The following is a 20429-nucleotide window of genomic DNA, read 5'->3' as shown; positions in this document are numbered from 1 at the left end:
ATTCATCCCGCAAGACGGCTTCGGGGCGCCGCTTCCGGGGCATCGGCGGTCAGGGCGTGAGGGATGTTCCGGCGCCTTTGGAGCATAGTATGCACCATGATGGTGCGCGCCGGGTCCGGGCCGGCGATTGGCGCGCGGGCTTCAGGGGCGTGGTCGGGATTGCTGCTGTACGGTGGTGCGCAGGAGGTGGAAGGTGATCGTGTCGGAGCGGATCAGGGCGCTGCCGCCCTCATCCAGGACCTCTGCCTGCAGGGTGTGCGTCCCCGGCGGCACGTCTTCCAGGGTGGTCTGGGTGGCCTGGGTGGTGACGGCGGCGTCGCCGTTGAGGCGGATCCGGATTCGGTGTCCCAGGTCTGTCTTGAGAGTGGGGCTTAGATTCACGGCGATGTCGACCTGCCCCAGGTTGGTGCGTACCACGCCGTCCTGTTCCGGTTGGTTGATGGTCAGCCGCTGATAGGCGTCCTCCGATTCCTCTGTTGCGGAAGGGGGGGGCGGCTGCAGGATCTGTCGGGCATCGGGCAAGCCGGGGAGGGTCGCGGGCCGGTCAACCCGGACCGGGCGTGCATCGACCCCGTCCGGTGGCGTGTCGCCGAAGGCGGGGCGTCCCTGCTCGTCAGTCCACTGGTAGATCTGGGCCTGGACGGGCACGGCGAGTATCAGCAGCAGGAGCAACAGGGGCATGGCGGTGTCCTTTGTATCCTCTGTTCCAGGTCGCTTGCACGGAAAAAAGAACCCCCGGCAAGCCGGGGGTTCGGTGCTTCCGGACTGCTGACCCGTCTTGTACTTACAGACTGTAGTACAGATCGAACTCCACCGGGTGGGTGGTCATGCGCAGACGGGTGACTTCTTCCATCTTCAGATCAATGTAGGCATCAATCATGTCGTCGGTGAACACACCGCCGGCGGTGAGGAAGGCGCGGTCCTTGTTGAGGGCTTCCAGGGCCTGGTCCAGGGCATGACAAACCTGCGGGATCTGCTTTTCCTCTTCGGGGGGCAGGTCGTACAGGTTCTTGTCCATGGCTTCGCCCGGGTGGATCTTGTTCTGGATGCCGTCCAGGCCGGCCATCAGCATGGCGGCGAAGGCCAGGTAGGGGTTGGCAGTGGAGTCGGGGAAGCGCACCTCGATGCGACGGGCCTTCGGGCTGGACACCCACGGAATCCGGATGGAAGCGGAACGGTTGCGGGCGGAATAGGCCAGCATCACCGGAGCTTCGAAGCCGGGCACCAGACGCTTGTAGCTGTTGGTGGAGGCGTTGGTGAAGGCGTTCAGGGCGCGGGCGTGCTTGATGATGCCGCCGATGTAGTACAGGGCGGTTTCGGACAGGCCGCCGTATTTGTCACCGGCAAACAGGTTTTGCCCGTCCTTGGCCAGGGACTGATGCACGTGCATGCCGCTGCCGTTGTCGCCCACCAGGGGCTTGGGCATGAAGGTGGCGGTCTTGCCGTAGTTGTGGGCCACGTTCTGCACCACGTACTTGAGCATCAGCACTTCGTCGGCCTTGCGGGTCAGGGTGCCGGGGCCGACACCGATCTCACACTGACCGGCGGTAGCCACTTCGTGGTGGTGAACTTCGGTCTTGAGACCCATGTCTTCCAGCACCAGGCACATGGCGGAACGCAGGTCCTGCAGGCTGTCCACCGGGGGTACCGGGAAGTAGCCGCCCTTCACGGAGGGGCGGTGGCCGATATTGCCGTCTTCGAACACCTTTTCGGAGTTCCAGGAGGCTTCGTCGGCGTCGATCTTGAAGAAGGCGCCCTGAATGGAGTTGCCCCACTTGATGTCGTCAAAGACGAAAAATTCGTTTTCCGGGCCCCACAGGCAGGTGTCGGCGATGCCGGTGCTGGCCAGGTAGGCCTCGGCGCGCTTGGCCAGGGAGCGGGGGCAACGGTCATAGCCCTGCATGGTGGCCGGTTCCACCACGTCGCAGCGCAGATTCAGGGTGGGCTCGTCAAAGAAGGGGTCCATGACCGCGGTGTCCACATCGGGCATGAGGATCATGTCTGACTCATTGATGCCTTTCCAGCCGGCGATGGAGGAGCCGTCGAACATCTTGCCGCCTTCCAGCACGTCTTCATCGACGGCGTGGGCGGGCACGGTCACGTGCTGTTCCTTGCCACGGCTGTCCACAAAGCGGAAATCGACGAATTTCGCGCCGTTTTCCTTGATCATATTCAGAACATCTGCTGCTGACATGCGTACTCCTCCAGGGCTTGAATGAGAGAGGCCTGTTGAAACGGATCCCCGCCTGAGCGGGCGTTCAATTCGGTCGATCCATAGCAAGCATGAAGCATGCCATGGGTTTGAGTGGGATGATGCGGCCTTTTGGGGCGGATTTTCGGGTCCGGCCCATCAATGCACGCACAATCTTAGTGCGTTTTTAAGTATTTTGCGCTGTTATGGGGCGAGCGGTGTGGGCCCTGGTGTCCGCGCGGCTTGCCCGCAGACCATTCAGTGCCGGAACAGGACCTGTACCTGGCCGACGTCTTCTGCTTGCAGGCTGGACGCTACCAGGGCCCGGGCAATGCTATCGGCCTCGGTCAGGTTGTCGAGCGCCTGCAGAGGCAGTTGCAGTTCCAGATGCACCCGTCCCTGCAGGTAATGGATGATCACCTGGTCTACATGCCGCGATGCCGGTAAGTCATGCCATTGTGCCTGCAGGCGTTTGAGCATCTCCGTGCGGTTGGGCAGATGGCTGCTGGGGGCACTCTGCTGGTCGTCTTCGGGGTCGATGTGGACCAGGATGTCGCCCAACTCGTCCTGGACCCCGTGCATCGCCACACAGACGGCATCCGCGATGTGATGCCCCTCGGAGACGCTGATGCGGGGCGCGACCTGGACATGGACGTCCGCCAGCAGGGTGCCCGCCATGCGCCGGGTGCGCAGGTCATGGACTCCCTGGATGCCGTCCAGTCGACGGACCGCTTCCAGCATGCGCTCCTGTTCTTCCGCTTCCACCCCGGTGTCGATGAGTTCCCGGGCGCTGTTCCAGATCAGCTTGACCCCCATGTGGCCGATGAGCAGGGCCACCAGGATGGCCGCGACCGCATCCATGAAGGGCATGCCGGCCAGGGTGGCGCCCACGCCCACCAGCACCACCACCGACGAGATCACATCGGAACGGTGGTGCCAGGCATTGGCCTCCAGCATGCGTGAGCGAACCTTTTTGGCGACGCGCATCGTGTAGTGGTACAGGGCTTCCTTGCTGATGATGGCGATCGCCGCCAGGACCAGGGCCAGGGGAGTGGGGTTCAGGAGTTCTGCCGGATTGAGCAGGCGCCGGGCTGCGTCCGCCATGATGCCCACAGCCACCCCGGCCAGGATCAGGCCCACCGCCACGGTGGCCAGGGTCTCGATGCGGCCGTGACCGTAGGGATGGTTGGCGTCAGCGGCTTCGTTGGCCTTGCGGGCGGCGAACAGGACCATGATGTCGCTGATCAGGTCGGAGAGGGTATGGACGCCGTCGGCGATCAGGGCCTGGGAGTGGCTCATCCAGCCGCCGACGATCTGCGCCGTCGCCAGGCTCACGTTGGTCATGGCGCCGATGAGGGTGACGCGACGCATGGCCTGATAACGCTGTTCGCTGGGGAGCCCGGCTGACATGGGGGCCTCGTTGATCATGGCCCGGGTGGGCACGGCTTGGGGAAGCGGGATTGTAAACCCTGGTGACACGTGCGCCCAGTCCCGTCGGTCATCGGGCGTTTGGTCGGGACCGAACACGCGCGGGGCTGGGCGCCCACGGCGAGGCACCGTTATACTGACGAGCTTTGCGTGACCCACGATCAGGGTCGCGCCATCCACGAATCACTCGGGTCGATCCTCATGTCTTCTCACGATGTCTCTACCTTCCAGGGCCTGATCCTGGCCCTGCAGGACTACTGGGCAGGCCACGGCTGCGTGCTGCTCCAGCCCTACGACATGGAAATGGGGGCGGGTACCTTCCACTCCGCCACCTTCCTGCGGGCCATCGGCCCGGAGCCCTGGCGCACCGCCTATGTGCAGCCTTCCCGCCGGCCCACCGACGGCCGCTACGGGGAAAACCCCAACCGGCTCCAGCACTATTACCAGTTCCAGGTGCTGCTCAAGCCCTCGCCGCCGGACATCCAGCAGCTCTACCTGGGCTCCCTGCAGGCCCTGGGCATCGACCCGCTGGTGCACGACATCCGTTTCGTGGAGGACAACTGGGAGTCTCCCACCCTGGGCGCCTGGGGCCTGGGCTGGGAGGTGTGGCTCAACGGCATGGAGGTGACCCAGTTCACCTATTTCCAGCAGGTGGGTGGCCTGGACTGCCGGCCGGTGAGCGGTGAGATCACCTACGGCCTGGAGCGCATCGCCATGTACCTGCAGGGTGTGGAGAGCGTCTACGATCTGGTCTGGACCCGAGGACCCCAGGGTGTGGTCACCTACGGTGACGTCTACCACCAGAACGAGGTGGAACAGTCCACCTATAACTTCGAACACGCCAATGTAGAAGCCCTGTTCGGCTGGTTCGAGACCTGCGAGCAGCAGAGCAAATATCTCATCGAGCAGGGCCTGCCCCTGCCGGCCTACGAGCAGATGCTCAAGGCCTCCCATACCTTCAACCTGCTGGATGCCCGGCGCGCCATCTCCGTCACCGAGCGGCAGCGCTACATCCTGCGGGTGCGTGAGCTGGCCCGCGCCGTCGCCGAGGCCTACTACGCCGCCCGCGAACAGCTGGGCTTCCCCATGCTCCCCGCCGCGGCTAAGGCCGAGCGCACCTGACCTGGGACTGGATCAAAACATGAGTAAGACACAGGATCTTCTGATCGAGATCGGCACCGAAGAGCTGCCGCCCAAGGCCCTCAAGGGGTTGCGGGATGCCTTTGCGGACGGGGTCGTCAAGGGCCTGGCGGATGCCGGCCTTGGCCCCGTCGACCACGTGGCTTATGCCGCGCCCCGCCGCTTGGCGGTGTGGGTGCGGGGGCTACCGCCGGGCCAGGCGGATCAGGCCATGGAACGGCGGGGGCCGGCCTTGGCCGCCGCCTTCGACCGGGACGGCAACCCCACCCGCGCTGCCCAGGGTTTTGCCGCCTCCTGCGGCGTGGCGGTGGGTGACCTGGAACGCCTGGAAACGGACAAGGGTGCCTGGCTGGTACACCGCCACCTGGAACCGGGCCGTGACACCGTCGCCCTGGTGCCCGCCATCGTCGAGGCCGCCCTGTCGGCCCTACCCATCCCCAAGCGCATGCGCTGGGGTGACGGCGACGCGGAGTTTGTGCGTCCGGTGCACTGGGTGGTGATGCTGTTCGGCACGGAGGTCATCCAGGCCTCCATCCTGGGCATCCCGGCGGGCCGCGAGACCCGCGGGCATCGCTTCCATCATCCTGCCGCCCTGTCCCTGTCCGCACCGTCGGATTATGCCTCGCTGCTGGAGACCCAGGGCTGGGTGAAGGTGGATTTCGAGGCCCGCCGTGCCGCCATTCGCGGCCAGGTGGAGACCGCCGCCGCGGCACTGGGCGGCCGGGCGGTCATCGAGGCGGACCTGTTGGATGAGGTGACCGCCCTGGTGGAGTGGCCGGTGGCGGTGGTGGGCCATTTCGAGGCCCGCTTCCTGGACGTGCCTCAGGAGGCCCTGATCTCCACCATGCAGGACAACCAGAAATACTTCCCCGTGGTGGATGGGGAAGGGCGCCTGATGCCCCATTTCATCACCATCAGCAACGTGGATTCCCGGCAGCCCGAGCGGGTGCGGGAAGGGAATGAGCGGGTGATTCGGCCACGCTTTGCCGATGCGGAATTCTTCTGGAACCAGGACCGTCGCCGCCCCCTGGAGAGCCATCTGGAGGCCCTGAAGACGGTGGTGTTCCAGCACAAGCTGGGCAGCCTGTACGACAAGACCCAGCGGGTGGCCCGTCTGGCGGGCCTGTTGGCCCAGGCCGTGGGTGCCGATGCCGCTCAGGCCCGCCGGGCCGCCTTGCTGAGCAAGTGCGACCTGCAGACCCTGATGGTGTTCGAGTTCACCGAACTGCAGGGCACCATGGGCCGTTATTACGCCGCCCATGACGGCGAGCCGGAGGCCGTGGCCGCGGCCCTGGAACAGCAGTACCTGCCCCGTCATGCAGGAGATGCCCTGCCGACCGGCCCGGTGGGCCGGGTGCTGGCCCTGGCGGACCGCCTGGACACCCTGGTGGGGATTTTTGCCATCGGCCAGAAGCCCACCGGCGCCAAGGACCCCTTCGGCCTGCGCCGCGCCGCCCTGGGGGTGCTGCGCATCCTGGTGGAACTGGAGTTGCCCCTGGATCTGGAGACCCTGCTGCAGCAGGCCGCGACAGGCTACGAGGGCCGGGTGCCCGCCGCCCCGGCCGTGCCCCAGGTGCTGGAGTACGTGATGGAACGCCTGCGGGCCTATTACCTGGACCGGGGCATCCGTCCCGAGGTGTTCGAGGCGGTGCTGGCGGTGCGTCCCACCCGACCCCTGGATTTTGACCGGCGGGTACGGGCGGTGGAGCACTTCCTGGGCCTGCCGGAGGCCGAGGCCCTGGCGGCGGCCCACAAGCGCATTCACAACATCCTGCGCAAGGTGGAAGGCGGCCTGCCGGACCGGGTGGAGACCGCCCTGCTGACGGAGCCGGTGGAGCAGGACCTGCACCGCCACCTGGAAGGATTGCGGGAGGCGGTGGCCGCCCATCTGGATGCGGGCGAGTACACCGAAGGCCTGACCCGGCTGGCGGCCCTGCGCGGCCCCGTGGATGCCTTCTTCGACCAGGTGATGGTGATGGTGGAGGACCCGGCCCTGCGGGATAACCGGGTGGCGCTGCTCAATCGCCTGGCCGGGTTGTTCCTGCGGGTGGCGGACCTGTCACGGCTACCATGAAGCTCATCATTCTGGACCGGGACGGGGTTATCAACCGGGATTCCCCCGACTACATCAAGTCGCCGGCGGAGTGGGTGCCGCTGCCCGGCAGCCTGGAGGCCATCGCCCGCCTGACCCGGGCCGGCTGGTGCGTGGCGGTGGCCACCAACCAGTCGGGCCTGGCCCGAGGCCTGTTCGATCTGCCCACCCTGCGGGCCATTCATCAGCGCATGGAAGAGGCCCTGGCCCCCCTGGGGGGGCGCATCGACGGGATCTTCTACTGCCCCCACGGTCCGGACGAGGGCTGCGATTGTCGCAAGCCCCTGCCGGGTCTGTTCGAGCGCATCGGCCGGGCCTTCCGGGTGTCCCTGAGCGGTGTGCCCGCCATCGGGGATTCAGCTCGCGACCTGCAGGCCGCCGCCGCCGCCGGCTGCAGGCCCATCCTGGTGCGGACCGGCAATGGCCGTCGCGCCCTGTCCGAGGGGCGTGTACCGGCACAGACGCCGGTATTTGCGGATCTGGCGGCGGCGGTGGATCACCTGTTGGCTGAAACGGATCATGTCCATGACTGAACACACACCTTCCAAACCGCTGCTTTATCTACGGGCGGGCCTGTTCTGGATCGGCCTGGCGCTGTCCACGGTCCTGTTCGCCCTGCTCAGTCCCCTGATGCTGCCGCTGGGGTGGCACGGGCGCTTCCGGGTGCTGTCCCAGTGGACCCGTTTCAATCTGTGGTGGCTGACGCTGACCTGTGATCTGCGTTATACCGTGACCGGCACCGAGTACCTGGCCGGCGAGGCCCGGGTGCTGATGTGCAAGCACCAGTCGGCCTGGGAGACTCTGGCCCTGCAGCAATTCACCCCGCCCCAGGTGTGGGTGCTCAAGCAGGAACTGTTGCGTGTCCCCTTCTTCGGCTGGGCCATCAGCATGCTGGAGCCCATCGCCCTGGACCGGTCCGCCGGCCGCAAGGCCATGGAGCAACTGGTGGTGCAGGGTCTGGATCGTCTCGACCGGGGGCTGTGGGTGGTTCTGTTTCCGGAGGGAACGCGTACACCGCCCGGCCACCAGGGGCGTTACAAGGTGGGCGGTGCGGTGCTGGCGGCCCGCAGCGGTCGGCCGGTGATCCCGGTGGCCCACAACGCGGGCCTGTTCTGGCCCCGTAACAGCTTCATCAAGTACCCGGGGACCATTCAGGTGGAGATCGGGCCGCCCATCCCCACCGAGGGTAGAAAGCCCGAGGCCATCATGCGGGATGTCCAGACCTGGATCGAGGCTCGCACGGCGGTGTTGTGCGGATTGCCCGAGCCGGGTGCGGGGCGCGCCCATGAGTAAGGTCCCCCGCTGGGACCTGAGCACGCAGTCCGGGCGACGTCGAGCCTATCTGCAGGCTCTGTGGCTGGATGACGGCTGGGTGAGGGAGTACGGCCTGTCCAACTTTCACCGGATTTCCGGGCAGGCCTGGCGCTCAGGGCAGCCGTCGCCGCGACATCTGTACCAGCGCATCCCTCGCCACGGCATCCGCACCGTGGTGAACCTGCGCGGGGATGAGCCGGACAATCCCATGCTGGCCCTGGAAACGGACGCCTGTGCATGTCTGGGGGTGGCGCTGCATCATCTGAAGCTCTACTCCAGGGATCTGCCGGCTCCGGAGGCGATTCACGAGGCCCATGACCTGCTGCAGCGCATCACCTATCCCGTCTGGTTTCACTGCAAGTCCGGGGCCGACCGGGCGGGGCTCATGAGTACCCTCTACCTGCACTGGATGGAGGGGGTCCCCCTGGCGCAGACACGACAACTGCGCCTGTGGCCCTATTTCCATTACCGCTGGGCCAAGACCGGTCTGCTGGATCATTTCTTCGAGGCCTATCTTCTGGATACGGCGGACTCACCCATGACCCTGCTGGAATGGGTGGATACCCGGTATGACCGCCGGGCCTTGAAAAAGGGCTTCCGGCCTCGGCGGGCAGTGGACGCCCTGGTGGATCGGGTCTTGCGCAGGGAGTAGGGCGGAGGGTCAGCGTCCCAGCACCACCGACTCCAGCGGTCTTGGCTTGCCGATGAAATGGCCCTGCACGTGGTCCACGCCGATCTCCCGCAGGATCTTCAGGATGGCCTCCGATTCCACGTATTCGGCGATGGTCTGCTTGCCCATGAGATGGGCGATATCGTTGATGGAACTCACCAGGGCCCGGTCGGTGGCATCCTGAACCACATCGCGCACGAAAATGCCGTCGATCTTCAGATACTTTACCGGCAGGGTGCGAAGATAACCGAAGGACGACATGCCGCTGCCGAAATCATCCAGCGAGAAACTGCAGCCCAGTCGACTCAGGCTTGAAAACAGGTGATTGGCGTTGTCCAGGTTGGCAATGGCGACGGTTTCCGTCACTTCGAAGCAGAGTTTTTCGGGTGGGATATTGGTGTGCTCCAGGACCCCCAGTACAAAGCCGAGGAAGGTGGCGTCTCCCACCGAGTGTCCCGACAGGTTGATGGCGCAGGCATCCAGCAGGCTCAGCAGAGAGTACTGGTCCGCCAGCCAGGCCAGGCATTGCCGGATGACATGGCGGTCAATGGCAGTGGACAGATTGTAGCGTTCCGCCGCCGGCAGGAAGTCCCCGGGATTGATGAGTCTGCCGTGGTCTTCCTGCATGCGAACCAGGACCTCGAAGTGGGTGCCCTTGTCTTCCCCTTCCGACAAGGGGCGGATGGGCTGGGCGAACAGGATCAGCCTCGACTCCTTGATGGCGGACTGAATCCGGTTGACCCACTGCATTTCTCCCTGGAGCCTGAGCAGTCCGGTGTCATTCTGCTTGAAAACGCTGACCCGGTTGCGCCCCTTGTCCTTGGCGGCATTGCAGGCGGTATCCGCTGCCGCCATCAGGGCGATACCGCTGGTGCTTCCGGGGGTGACGGGTACGACACCGAGGCTGGCGCTCACGCTGAAATCGCGATTTTCCCAGCGAAACGTGAAGCTCTGCAGGGATTCACGCAGGGTCTCCGCCCGGGTCATCGCCTGCTCCAGGGGGAGTGTCTGCATCAGCAGCGCGAATTCATCCCCGCCCAGGCGGGCCAGGGAGTCGCCAAGAAGCATGTGCTCACTGAGCAGGTTACCGATCCGGCGCAGCAGTTCATCGCCTGCCTCGTGGCCGCTGGTGTCATTGATGACCCGGAATTGATCCAGATCCAGGTAGATCAGGGCATGCTGGTGCTCGTTTTTTCTGGCGTCGTGGATGGCGCGCTCCAGCCGGAACATCAGTTCACGGCGGTTCAGCAGTCCGGTCAGGGGGTCATGGCCGGCTTGGTAATTCAGCTGGGTGATCAGCGAGCGGAATTCGGTGGCATCGCTGAAGTTGACGACGGCACCGCTGATGCCGGTGCCCTGCCGCAGCGGGGTGATGGAAAGGTGAACGGGCTGGGGATGGCGATCCTTGCGCCAGAGGACGGTTTCCAGCCGTTCCACGGGCCGCCCGTCACGCAACACCTGCCGGATGGGGGAGTCTTCCCAGGCGGCGGGAGTGCCGTCTTCGGCGGCCTTCATCAGCAGGGCGTGGGCCGACTGGGCCAGCAGGGCAGGGCGGGAGAAACCCAGCAGGTTCAGGGCCGCCTGATTCACGTAAGTGATCAGCCCCAACTCATCCACGGCAAACAGCGGCGAGGGCGCGTGATCCAGCAACTGATTCAGACGCTGCGCCAGCCGAGCCGCATCCGGGCGCCTGGCCTCTGGGGATTGGGGGGCTTGCATCGTGTCCCTTGCAACAAGTCGGAGCGACCAACCACACATCATTTCTTTTGCCGGGGGCGGGTTCCGGGTAATGCTTATCCTGACTATAGTGTAAAACCACGATGGGGCGTTAAGCCCCTTGCTGACGTGCCGGTATCAGGTTCTGGATGACATGGCCGGCCAACATCAGTCCGAACAGCCCGGGCATATAGGAAATGGTGCCGTTGACCGCCCGGGCACGACCACTGACGGGGCCTTCGATGGGACGATGTTCGGTACCTTTGATGGCGGTTTCGGTGGAATGAACCACGGGATAATCCAGGTGTGCGCCCAGGCGGCGCAGCCGTTTTCGCATCTCCCGGGCCAGGGGGCACTTGTCGGTCCCTCCCAGCGGACCGATGCGTACTGCCGTCGGGTCCAGGCGTCCGCCCGCCCCCATGCTGGAGATAATCGGTACCCCCCGTTGCTGACAGACATGCACCAGGGCGGCCTTGCAGGCGATGGAATCGATGCAGTCCAGCACGTAGTCCACGTCCACCGGCAACAGGGCATGCACGTTGTCCGGTGTCAGAAAATCCCCCAGTACCGTGACCGTGAGGGCGGGATTGATGTCCCGGATCCGTGCCGCCATCACTTCCGCCTTGGACTGGCCCAGGGTGGAATGCAGGGCCACCAGTTGGCGATTCATGTTGGAGGGTCCGACCCGATCGTGATCCAGCAGGGTGATGCGCCCGATGCCTGCCCGGGCAATGGCTTCCGCGGCGCTGCCGCCGACCCCGCCCAGGCCGGCGATGAAGACATGGCGGCGGGCAAACTGTTCCAGGCCTTCCGGGCCGATCAGCAGTTCGGTGCGTTCGTGGAGCGGATTCCGGTGGTTCAAGGTGTTGTCTGCGGCTGGTGAATCAGGGGTGGATCATCGGGGATGTGGTTCAGCCTGTCCAGGCGAAACAGCTGGATGGCGTTGTCACGGGTGATCCGGGCGATCTCTTCCGGGGGCTCATTCCTCAGCGTGGCAAGGGTCTGGACCACCTCCGGCAGCCAGGCGGGTTCATTGCGCTGGCCCCGGTGGGTCTGCCCCGGCTGGTCGGGGGCGTCGCTTTCCACCAGCAGGGCTTGGGCCGGCAGCCAGGCCGCCAGCGCGCGCAGACGCTGTGCCCGGGGGTAGGTGAGGGGGCCGCCGAGCCCCAGTAAAAACCCCAGGTCCAGCAGTTTTTCCGCCTGTTGTCGGCTGCCGGAAAAGCTATGTACGACACCCCTTAGTCCCGGTCGTTGCCTCAGGGCCTGGGTGACCTGGTCCACGGCCCGCCGGGCGTGGATGATCACGGGCAAGTCATGGGTCAGTGCCAGGTCCAACTGGGCCCTGAAACAGGCCTGCTGCGTCTTTTCATCCAATCCCTCGGCAAAAAAATCCAGGCCGCACTCACCGACCGCCACGGCCGGTTCCCGCTGCAGCCACTGATCCAGGGCATGGATATCGTCCGGCCGGTGGGAAGCCAGGTAGACCGGGTGCAGGCCATAGGCGGGATAGAGGCCGGACGCGGAGGTCGCCACCGCCCTGAGTCGTGGCCAGTCGGCGCGGGTGATGGCCGGAATGATCATGGCCTGTACGCCTGCCTCCCGGGCGCGTTGCCGGCAGGCTTCCCGGTCCGCGTCAAAGGCCGGGACGTCGAAATGGCAATGGCTGTCGATGAGCATGGCTTCACTCCGTGCAGGCGGTTGGACAAAGGCGTACTTCCCCTGGTGTTGAAAAATCCTGTCCGCGGCGTCACCTTATGGTGCCGGGTAAGTTCTGGAAAAGCACCTTGGGTGACCCCGCGAAGATTCCTTGTTGTGACCTTGCGAAGATTCCTTGTCGCGACTCCACGAAGGTTCCTTGTTGTCACTCCCGCGAAGGCGGGAGTCCAGGGTTTCCAGTCCGTGACTGGATTCCCGCTTGCGCGGGAATGACGATCATCGGACGGAACAGCAAGAGACGGTTTGGCTGGGTTCCCGCTTACGCGGGAATGACTTATCCAGAACACCCCTGGAGGGTTGTTCGGTCGCTGTCAATCAATGCGCCTGATAGGCATATCGTCGGCGGCCGGATCATCCCGCGACTATTCTCCGGACAATTTTAAAGGGCGGAACCATGGCAGGATGGCTCAGTGGCGAAGTGGTGGAACTCAAGCGCTGGACGCAGCGACTCTATTCCCTGCGTGTGGAGGCGCCCGTGGACCCCTTCAAGGCGGGCCAGTTCAACCGGCTTTCCGTGATGGTGGGCGGCGAGCGGGTGGCGCGTCCCTACTCTTACGTGAATGCCCCGGATGAGCGCCCGCTGGATTTTTATTTCATTACCGTCCCGGAAGGTCCCCTGACCAATCACCTGGTCACCCTGTCTCCGGGAGACGCCGTGGATGTCATGGCCAAGGCCAATGGATTTTACACCCTGGAAGAAGTACCCGATGGTGACGTGCTCTGGATGTTCGCCACCGGGACCGCGCTGGGTCCCCACCTGTCCATCCTCAAGACCGAGGCGCCCTGGCAGCGTTTTCAGCGCATCGTGCTGGTGCATGCGGTCAGGACCCGTGAAGAGCTGATTTATCAGGACACCATTGATGCGTTTCGCGACCGTGGGGAACAGTTTCAATTCGTGCCCTTCGTCAGTCGTGAAGAGACCCCGGGGGCCTTGCCCGGACGCGTCCCCGCTGCGATCGAGTCGGGCCTGCTGGAGCGGCATACGGGATTGCCGCTGACGCCGGATGCCGCCCAGGTGATGATCTGTGGCAATCCGGATATGGTTCGGGATACCAGCGAGGTGCTCAAGGGGCGTGGCATGATCAGGAACCGGCGTCGTGAACCCGGGCACATCACCACGGAAAACTACTGGTAGATACGGGTGGCGCGGTGACCCGGGGATGTTTCGAATCAGTCATTCCCGCGTAAGCGGGAATCCAGCCACGGACGGCAGGGGACTTACCCTATGTTTCTCCGGCCCGTAGTGTGCGTCTGTCACTGCTCCCGGCAATGGGCGCATAGCCCCCGCCCCTCCATGATCTGATGCTCCAGCTGGAAACCCTGTCGGTGCGCCTGTTCTTCCAGCGTTTGCTTGATGGTCGTGTTTTCCATCTCCGTGACCACGCCGCAACGCCGGCAGATGAGCAGCAGACAGTCATGCTCATGTTCCGGGCTGGTGCAACCTACATAGCCATTGAGGCTCTCAATGCGGTGAATCAGGCCCTGTGCCAGCAGGAACTCCAGGACCCGGTAGACGGTGGGGGGTTTCACCGTATGGTCATCGGAACTCAATTGATGGATCAGGTCATAGGCCTTGATGGCCTCATGGCTTTGCCAGATCTGTTCCAGCACCTGGCGTCGTAAGGGCGTCAGCCTGACGCCTCGTGCCGAACACAGGTGTTCTGCGGATTTAAGGGCCGTGGCAATGCAGGCCGCATGGTTATGGCGGGGATCGGCAATATCCGGCATGGATCTGTCCATCAGGGTGTGTGCCTTTGGCGGTGTCGCCTGGATATATCACAAATGAAGTGACGTCAGGGCCAATACTCCGGATTTCCGGTATGGACGCGGCAGTGACCCCGGGCTATTGTGACCCGCTGAGGCTCATGGAGCGTATGCATATATTTATTATGGGGTGGCGGAAGTAGGCGCCGTGGGGTAGATAGGGGCATGAGGGAAGATTTCTATCGGAGGTTTGGAAAATGGGGTACCTCCGGCCGGCGTTTGGCCACTCTGGTGTGTCTTCTGTGGGTCGGCATGGCTCTATTTCCCGGCGCCGTTGTCGGTGCCCAAGTTGTCGTGGTTAATGACTCCATCACCCGGAATGCCCTGCCTGTAGCCACGGTGCGGGCTATTTTCAGTCTGCGCGTACAGGTGCTGGACGGGCATAAGCTCACGGTATTCGTCCTGGACCCAAGGGACCCGGTCCATACCGGTTTCAGCAAGGATGTCCTGGGTGTCTTTCCCTACCAGCTTGAGGCCGCCTGGAATCGGAGTATCTTTTCCGGTGCCAGTAGAGGCCCCGTGATCGTGAATTCCGAAGCGGAAATGCACCGTCGTGTGGCCAATACAGTGGGTGGCGTCGGATACCTGAGTCAACCGGTGGCCCATGAAAGCATTCGGATTTTGAACATTGAAGGGAGTCATCCATGACCGGCCGGCGGAAGGTGGTGCCGTGGTTCATCGTATTCGTGGCGATGGTGTGTTCCTGGCCGCTGCAGGCCGCGGACCGGCCGCTGAATATCCATGGTTTCGTCAGTCAGGGCTATCTGTCTTCCACGGATAACAATTATTACGGTGACAGTACCCAAGGGAGTTTTGACCTGACGGAGTTGGGTGTGAATGTCTTTCACGCGCCCATGCCGTCCCTGTCCCTGGCGGCCCAGGTGGTCAGCCGCCGGGCCGGGGCATTGTATGACGGCGATCCCCGGGTCGACTATGCCTTTCTGGATTATCGCCTTCTCTCCTCGCTGGATGGCTACGGCGGGTTTCGTCTGGGACGGGTCAAGATTCCCATCGGCTTCCATAACGAGACCCGGGACGTGGCCGCCACCCGTCCGGGCATCCTGTTGCCCCAGTCCATCTATGTGGAAGGCCTGGGTATCCGCGACTTCTACATCGGTGTGGATGGCTTGGCCGCTTACGGGGAATGGTTCCTGGCCCGATCCACCCTGCAGCTGGACGTGGGCCTTGCCGTACCGACCACCCTGCAGGACGAGACTCAGGCGGCCTTTCTGCGCACCGTGTCGGCGCCGGGAGATCTGCGGCTGACCTCGGGGCAGAATCTTCGGCTGCTCTATGAGCAGGATGGCGGCCGGCTCAGGCTGGCAGCCACCTATTCTCGGGTGCGCACCGAGTACCGGCCTGCCGCCCAGGACTTCCTGCTGCGCGGGCTTGCGCCGGTGGATGCCCTGGTGCTGAGTGCAGAATGGAACTGGGAAGATTTCAGCCTCATGGCTGAGGCGGTGCATCGCCGTATCCGCCGCAGTGGCTTTATCCCGTCGGTGCCCGATGCCGGCCGCTACGAGCAGGGTTATTACATCCAGGGGACCTATCGCCTGGGCAACGGCTGGGAGGCCTTTTTGCGCTATGACACCCACTGGAACGACCGCACGGATCGTGCAGGTCATCGCCAATCCATGGAGTCGTTGGCGCCGGAGTCCCTGGCCCCACAGGCGCCCCATCGCTTCTATCAGCATCAGTGGACCCTGGGGACGGGCTGGCGGATCACGCCGCAGTGGTTGCTGCGGGCCGAATGGCACCATGTCCATGGTACGGCGCTGACGCCGCTTGCCGATAATCCGGTGTTCGACGAGGCCGGGGGCAAGGCGCGCTGGGATCTGTTTGCCCTGCAGGCGTCTTTCACCTTCTGAGTATGAATCTCCTGGCCGACAGAAGGAATGGTGGGGTCTTGAGTCTGAAGTGGAAGCTGCTTCTGGTGATGGGTGTGCTGCTCGCGGGGCTGTTCACCGGGTTTGCATGGCTGAATCACCAGAGTCTGCAAGGCCAGTATGAAGAATTGCGGTCGATGGAACAGCAGCGTTCCCGCATGCAGCTGCAGGGACTGCTGCAGCAATCCCAGGCAGACCTGCTGGGTCTGGCGCATCTCGTTCCTTCCCTGTCCGGGCTGCGGCAGGCCCTCAAACAGGGGGATGCCGGGGAGCTTGGACGGTTGTTTGCACCTCAGTGGGCCAGTCTGCAGGTGGATACGGATCTGGTCAGGGCGGGTTTTCTCGATATCCATGGCCGATTCCTGGTGGAGGTGCAAATTCTGGAAGCCCGTTACGAATGGCCGCCACGTCTTTGGTCTGCGCTGGATCAGGCGTTGTTGACGGAAACGCCCAGCACCTTTACCGACTGCAACTCACTCTGTCTGAGCTATGCCGTAGCACCGGTCCTGGCCAATGGCCAGACGGTGGGGGCCGTAGTGCTGGCCCGCCCCATGTCTCACCTGGTGGTGTCCTTTAACGAACTGTCTGCCCTGGACGTGGCCGTGTTCAGGCTGGCTCTTGAAGGGCGGGAGGGGGACGATGGGCAGCAGGTGATAGGGATCACCAGCCGTGATCGGCTGGAGCCGCTGCTGGACTCGGGTGTACTGGAGACGTTAACCCCCGAGCAGGTGACGCTGTTTCAGCTCGAGGGGCGTTGGCAGTTGGAGCTGAGTCCTTTTCTTCTCCTCGACGACGAGTCGGGCTACCAGATTCTTGCCGTGGTGATCAGCGATGTGACGCTGGCCCGGCGACAGATTGCCGTCGCTCAGCGCCGGAATGTGTTCATGGGTGTGGTTGGCCTGGTGCTCTTTGCCATGGTTGTTGTGGCAATGACGCGAACACCGCTTATTCGCTTGCGCCGTGTGGCGCGTCTGTTGCCGTTGCTGGCCGAACGGCGTTTTGATTCCGTCCGGAACGAGCTGGCGAGTCCCGTACGTCCGTTTTTCCCGGACGAGCTGAGCCTGCTGGAGCACACCACGCTCAAGCTGGCGAATCGGCTGGAGCGGTTGGAGGCCGATGTTCGCCGACAAAGAGACTCCCTGGATCTGAAGGTGCAGGAGCTGTCCATTGAGCGGGAACGCTACGCCCTGGCGGCCGCCGGTACCAAGGATGGGATTTGGGACTGGAATCTGGAAACCAATGAAATCTTCTATTCCCCCCGTTGGCAGACCATGCTGGGCTGTGAGTCGGGCGAGATGACTTCCCAACCCGACGAGTGGTTTGGGCGCCTGCACCCGGATGACCGACAAAGATTGCAGCAGGAACTGGATGCTCACCTGGAAGGCCATAGCCCCTGGCTGGAAACGGAGCATCGCATGCGTCATGCGACGAATGGCTACCGCTGGATGCATTTCAGGGGGGTCGCTGTGCGCAACGCCTCCGGCAGGACCCACCGTATTGCCGGTTCCATGAGCGATGTGACCGAGCGCCGTCGGATTGAGGAACAGCTGCGTCATGACGCACTGCATGATCATCTGACCCAGCTGCCTAACCGCCCCCTGTTCGTAGATCGCCTGGAACACGCCATCTCCCGTTTCAGGCGTTCCGGCAGTGGCTATGCCGTACTATTTCTGGATCTGGATAATTTCAAGACGGTCAATGACAGCCTGGGGCATATCGTCGGTGATCAGATGCTGATCCAGACGGGGCAGCGGTTGCAGATGTGCCTGCGTCCGGGAGACTCGGTGGCGCGCTTTGGTGGTGACGAGTTCGTGCTGTTGTTGGAGGATATCACCTCCGAGGATGAGGTCCATCAGGTGGTTGCGCGTCTGCAGTCAGCCATGCAGACACCGGTCAGCGTCGGTGATCAGGAAATCTTCGTCAGTTTCAGCGTAGGCATTGCCCTGGGAAGCCCCGAGGACCGGAGCGCGGATGATGTGCTGCGAAATGCGGATACGGCCATGTATCAGGCCAAGATCCATAATCCCGGGAACAGCATGTTTTTCAGTGGCAGCATGCGGGCCAGTGCAGTCCGGAGGCTGACCCTGGAGACCGCCATGCGGCGGGCTTTGGAGCGGCATGAATTTGTCTTGCATTACCAGCCGCTGGTCTCCATGGGAGATGGGCGTTTGCTGGGTTTCGAGGCCCTGCTGCGATGGCCGAGGCTGGGGGGTAGACCGGTTTCGCCGGTCGACTTCATCCCGCTGGCGGAGCAGACCGGCCTCATCATTCCCATTGGTCGGTGGGTTGTGGAGCAGGCGATTGAGCAGGCTGCGCGATGGCAGCGCCTGGGTCTCTCTCCCGGTGAAGCCGTCTTGCCCATCAATATCAACGTTTCCGGCAGGCAGTTCCGCGACCCTGAACTCGTGCCCGTCATTCAGCAGGCATTGAAACACCATGGATTGTCCGGACGATGTCTGAAAGTGGAACTCACCGAGAGTGCCGTGATGGAGAGCGGGACACAGGCCCTGGCGCTCATGGAAGCCCTGAAAGATGCCGGGATTGATTTGTGCATGGATGATTTTGGGACCGGCTATTCTTCCTTGAGTCAGTTGCGGGATCTTCCCTTCGATGTGGTCAAGATCGACAAATCCTTTGTGCACCGTTTGAGCAGCGATCCCAGACACGTGGGCATTGTCAGGGCGGTGACCGCGATAGCGAGGGAGTTGGACAAATCCGTGGTGGCCGAGGGTGTGGAAACCCCGGAGCAGGTAGGCCTCCTGCTGGACTTGGGTTGTACCACCGGCCAGGGCTACCTGTTTTCTCCGGCGGTGGAAGCGGAGCGGGCCGAGATCTGGCTCAGGCATGCGGGGGGCTGTTTTGCGGCTGTCTTGGGGCGATGAGTCTCATGAGCGTGGCGTCCCGATGCCGGTTTTGGGATGATGCCCGGGTAGGTGTTGCCGGAGAGAACGGTTTGAATACAGAAGATCTGGAACCGCTGCGCAGCCATCTGGCTGAACTCAAGGAAGAGCATCGTGCCCTGGACGATGCGATCCACCGTCTGGCGGAGGGACCGTTCGTGGATCAGATCCGCCTGACCCGGCTGAAGAAACGCAAGCTCCAGCTCCGGGACGTGATTGCAAGGCTGGAGAGTCGCCTCATACCGGACCTGAATGCCTGAAAATCCAGGTTGGTGGCGGGGGTGCACGCCGCCAACCTGGATGCCGCCTCAGGGTATTACCCCCAGATATCCGACGTGATGCTGTCGTACCAGCCCTGGGCGTAGCGGGCCTCCTGGCGCCGGAAGTTGGGACCCGCATCCGCGGGACTCACGCCGCCGGAACCGGGGACACCGGTGATGGTGCCATCCGTGAACCGGTAGACGGCGGCAATGCTGATGCCGTACTCCGGTCCCACCAGGCTGTAACAGGTATTCACCGTGGACAGGGCCAGCATGTCCTGATTCGCCATGGCACGGACAATGGCGGCAGCGGCGGTCTTCCCCTGGGTGTTGGCGGAATGGCCGGACTTGGGCATCTGGCCCGCGATACAGGCGTCGCCGATCACGAAGATGTCCGGATCCATTTCCGACTGGAAATTGAGCTGGTTGACCGGACACCAGCCGGTTTCTGCGGTCAGGCCGGCCTCCCTGGCGATACTGCCTGCCATCTGGGGTGGGATGAAGTTCAGCACGTCCGCCCGGAAGCGGGTGAGGCCCCCGTCCGAATAAGCGGTCCGGGTGGCCGCATCAATCCGTTCCACCTGCCCTCCCTGGGAACTGGGCACCCATTCGATCATGTCGCCGTAAAGCTGTTTCCAGCCGTCCATGAACAGACCTTGCTTGGAGAAGGACTCCTTGTTATCCAGGATGATGATCTTGGAGCGCGGCTTGTGCTGCTTGAAATAGTGGGCCACCATGCCGGCCCGCTCATAGGGGCCGGGCGGGCAACGAAAGGGGTTTCCCGGGGCCACCATGACGAAGACGCCCCCGTCCGGCATGGCCTCCAGCTGGCGGCGCAGGGTTACGGTCTGGGGGCCGGCCTTCCAGGCGTGGGGGATTTCTTCCGCCACGGCCGCACTGTAGCCTTCCACCGCCTCGTAGCGGAAGTCGATGCCCGGTGAGACCACCAGTTTCTGATAGCCCAGTCGCTCTCCACCGGCCATATGAACGGTGTGGGTGTCCCGGTCGATGGCCGTTACGGTGTCATGGATAACCTCGACGCCATGCCTGTCGCGAAGCGCCCCGTAGGTCTGTTCCAGGTTTTCCATGCGGGTCAGCCCGCCCAGATACCAGTTGGAGCCATAGCAGGTGTGATGGCGTGCGTTCGGCTCGATCAGCACCACCCTCAGGCCGGGTTCGAATCGCTTCAGATACTTGGCGGCCGTGGCGCCCCCCGAGCCGCCACCGATCACCACCACTTGAGCCTTGCCCTTGCGGCCGTCCGGCAGGGTGCCGCAGGCCGCCAGGGCCGTGGCGGCCCCGCCGGCGCCGAGGGCACGGAGGAAATTTCTGCGTGACATCTGTTCCATGGT

Annotated in this window: 18 protein-coding genes; 10 read left to right on the top strand and 8 right to left on the bottom strand. The window is 63.6% G+C overall.

Going from position 1 to position 20429, the window contains the following annotated elements; all coding sequences use genetic code 11:
• Positions 1–141: 141 nt before the first annotated feature.
• The 3 genes from LQ956_RS02320 to LQ956_RS02310 all read right to left on the bottom strand — a co-directional run bounded on the left by LQ956_RS02320 (position 142) and on the right by LQ956_RS02310 (position 3601).
• Positions 142–681, bottom strand: coding sequence for a DUF4124 domain-containing protein (locus tag LQ956_RS02320; RefSeq protein WP_238629310.1), 540 nt, complete (start codon positions 679–681; stop codon positions 142–144).
• A gap of 103 nt (positions 682–784) precedes the next feature.
• Positions 785–2194 (bottom strand): glutamate--ammonia ligase, encoded by a 1410-nt coding sequence (gene glnA, locus LQ956_RS02315; protein WP_238621085.1) that lies wholly within the window; start codon positions 2192–2194, stop codon positions 785–787.
• A 255-nt stretch (positions 2195–2449) separates the two neighbouring features.
• Entirely contained in the window at positions 2450–3601 is a 1152-nt protein-coding gene (locus LQ956_RS02310; RefSeq protein WP_238621084.1) for a cation diffusion facilitator family transporter, read from the bottom strand.
• A 219-nt stretch (positions 3602–3820) separates the two neighbouring features.
• On the opposite strand from LQ956_RS02310, the gene glyQ reads away from it, so the two are divergent.
• From glyQ to LQ956_RS02285, 5 genes are read left to right on the top strand one after another with little or no spacing between them, the layout of a single operon-like run.
• A complete protein-coding gene (gene glyQ, locus LQ956_RS02305; protein WP_238621127.1) occupies positions 3821–4741 on the top strand; it encodes a glycine--tRNA ligase subunit alpha in 921 nt (306 codons plus the stop codon).
• Positions 4742–4760: 19 nt separating this feature from the next.
• Positions 4761–6833 (top strand): glycine--tRNA ligase subunit beta, encoded by a 2073-nt coding sequence (gene glyS / locus LQ956_RS02300; RefSeq protein ID WP_238629309.1) that lies wholly within the window; start codon positions 4761–4763, stop codon positions 6831–6833.
• Entirely contained in the window at positions 6830–7384 is a 555-nt protein-coding gene (gene gmhB / locus LQ956_RS02295; RefSeq protein WP_238622084.1) for a D-glycero-beta-D-manno-heptose 1,7-bisphosphate 7-phosphatase, read from the top strand. The genes glyS and gmhB overlap by 4 nt, the downstream gene beginning before the upstream one ends.
• The gene (locus LQ956_RS02290) at positions 7377–8144 is read left to right on the top strand and encodes a lysophospholipid acyltransferase family protein (protein ID WP_238622085.1); all 768 of its coding nucleotides are present in this window, start codon (positions 7377–7379) and stop codon (positions 8142–8144) included. Before gmhB ends, LQ956_RS02290 begins: the two co-directional genes overlap by 8 nt.
• Positions 8137–8817, top strand: a complete 681-nt coding sequence (locus LQ956_RS02285; RefSeq protein WP_238622086.1) for a protein tyrosine phosphatase family protein — start codon at positions 8137–8139, stop codon at positions 8815–8817. Before LQ956_RS02290 ends, LQ956_RS02285 begins: the two co-directional genes overlap by 8 nt.
• A 9-nt stretch (positions 8818–8826) precedes the next feature.
• Here the strand turns inward: LQ956_RS02285 and LQ956_RS02280 are convergent, their stop codons facing one another.
• From LQ956_RS02280 to LQ956_RS02270, 3 genes are all read right to left on the bottom strand, one after another.
• Positions 8827–10554 (bottom strand): EAL domain-containing protein, encoded by a 1728-nt coding sequence (locus tag LQ956_RS02280; RefSeq protein WP_238629308.1) that lies wholly within the window; start codon positions 10552–10554, stop codon positions 8827–8829.
• A 109-nt stretch (positions 10555–10663) separates the two neighbouring features.
• On the bottom strand, positions 10664–11413 hold the full coding sequence (locus LQ956_RS02275; RefSeq protein ID WP_238622088.1) for a tRNA threonylcarbamoyladenosine dehydratase: 750 nt from the start codon (positions 11411–11413) through the stop codon (positions 10664–10666).
• A complete protein-coding gene (locus LQ956_RS02270; RefSeq protein ID WP_238622089.1) occupies positions 11410–12228 on the bottom strand; it encodes a TatD family hydrolase in 819 nt (272 codons plus the stop codon). The genes LQ956_RS02275 and LQ956_RS02270 overlap by 4 nt, the downstream gene beginning before the upstream one ends.
• A 433-nt stretch (positions 12229–12661) precedes the next feature.
• Between LQ956_RS02270 and LQ956_RS02265 the strand changes: the two genes are divergently transcribed.
• A complete protein-coding gene (locus LQ956_RS02265) occupies positions 12662–13402 on the top strand; it encodes a ferredoxin--NADP reductase (RefSeq protein ID WP_238622090.1) in 741 nt (246 codons plus the stop codon).
• Between the two features lie 119 nt (positions 13403–13521).
• On the opposite strand, the gene LQ956_RS02260 is transcribed toward LQ956_RS02265, so the two are convergent.
• The gene (locus LQ956_RS02260; RefSeq protein ID WP_238622091.1) at positions 13522–14007 is read right to left on the bottom strand and encodes a transcriptional repressor; all 486 of its coding nucleotides are present in this window, start codon (positions 14005–14007) and stop codon (positions 13522–13524) included.
• Between the two features lie 276 nt (positions 14008–14283).
• Between LQ956_RS02260 and LQ956_RS02255 the strand changes: the two genes are divergently transcribed.
• Genes LQ956_RS02255 through LQ956_RS02240 form a run of 4 tightly spaced genes read left to right on the top strand, consistent with a single transcriptional unit; the run spans position 14284 to position 19077 of the window.
• Entirely contained in the window at positions 14284–14679 is a 396-nt protein-coding gene (locus tag LQ956_RS02255; protein WP_238629307.1) for a hypothetical protein, read from the top strand.
• Positions 14676–15899 (top strand): hypothetical protein, encoded by a 1224-nt coding sequence (locus LQ956_RS02250; RefSeq protein WP_238622093.1) that lies wholly within the window; start codon positions 14676–14678, stop codon positions 15897–15899. Before LQ956_RS02255 ends, LQ956_RS02250 begins: the two co-directional genes overlap by 4 nt.
• Positions 15900–15937: 38 nt before the next feature.
• Positions 15938–18799 (top strand): bifunctional diguanylate cyclase/phosphodiesterase, encoded by a 2862-nt coding sequence (locus LQ956_RS02245; protein WP_238629306.1) that lies wholly within the window; start codon positions 15938–15940, stop codon positions 18797–18799.
• Between the two features lie 5 nt (positions 18800–18804).
• Positions 18805–19077 (top strand): YdcH family protein, encoded by a 273-nt coding sequence (locus LQ956_RS02240; protein ID WP_430733390.1) that lies wholly within the window; start codon positions 18805–18807, stop codon positions 19075–19077.
• 56 nt (positions 19078–19133) lie between these two features.
• Here the strand turns inward: LQ956_RS02240 and LQ956_RS02235 are convergent, their stop codons facing one another.
• Complete coding sequence (locus LQ956_RS02235) at positions 19134–20426, bottom strand: NAD(P)/FAD-dependent oxidoreductase (protein ID WP_238622096.1); 1293 nt, start codon at positions 20424–20426, stop codon at positions 19134–19136.
• Positions 20427–20429 lie beyond the last annotated feature (3 nt).

The sequence above is a fragment of the Ectothiorhodospira lacustris genome, from assembly GCF_022227845.1.
In the GTDB taxonomy this organism is placed as follows: Bacteria; Pseudomonadota; Gammaproteobacteria; order Ectothiorhodospirales; family Ectothiorhodospiraceae; genus Ectothiorhodospira; species Ectothiorhodospira lacustris.
The sequence above is the reverse complement of the archived record's forward strand: the minus strand, read 5'-3'. Positions and strand labels throughout refer to the sequence as shown.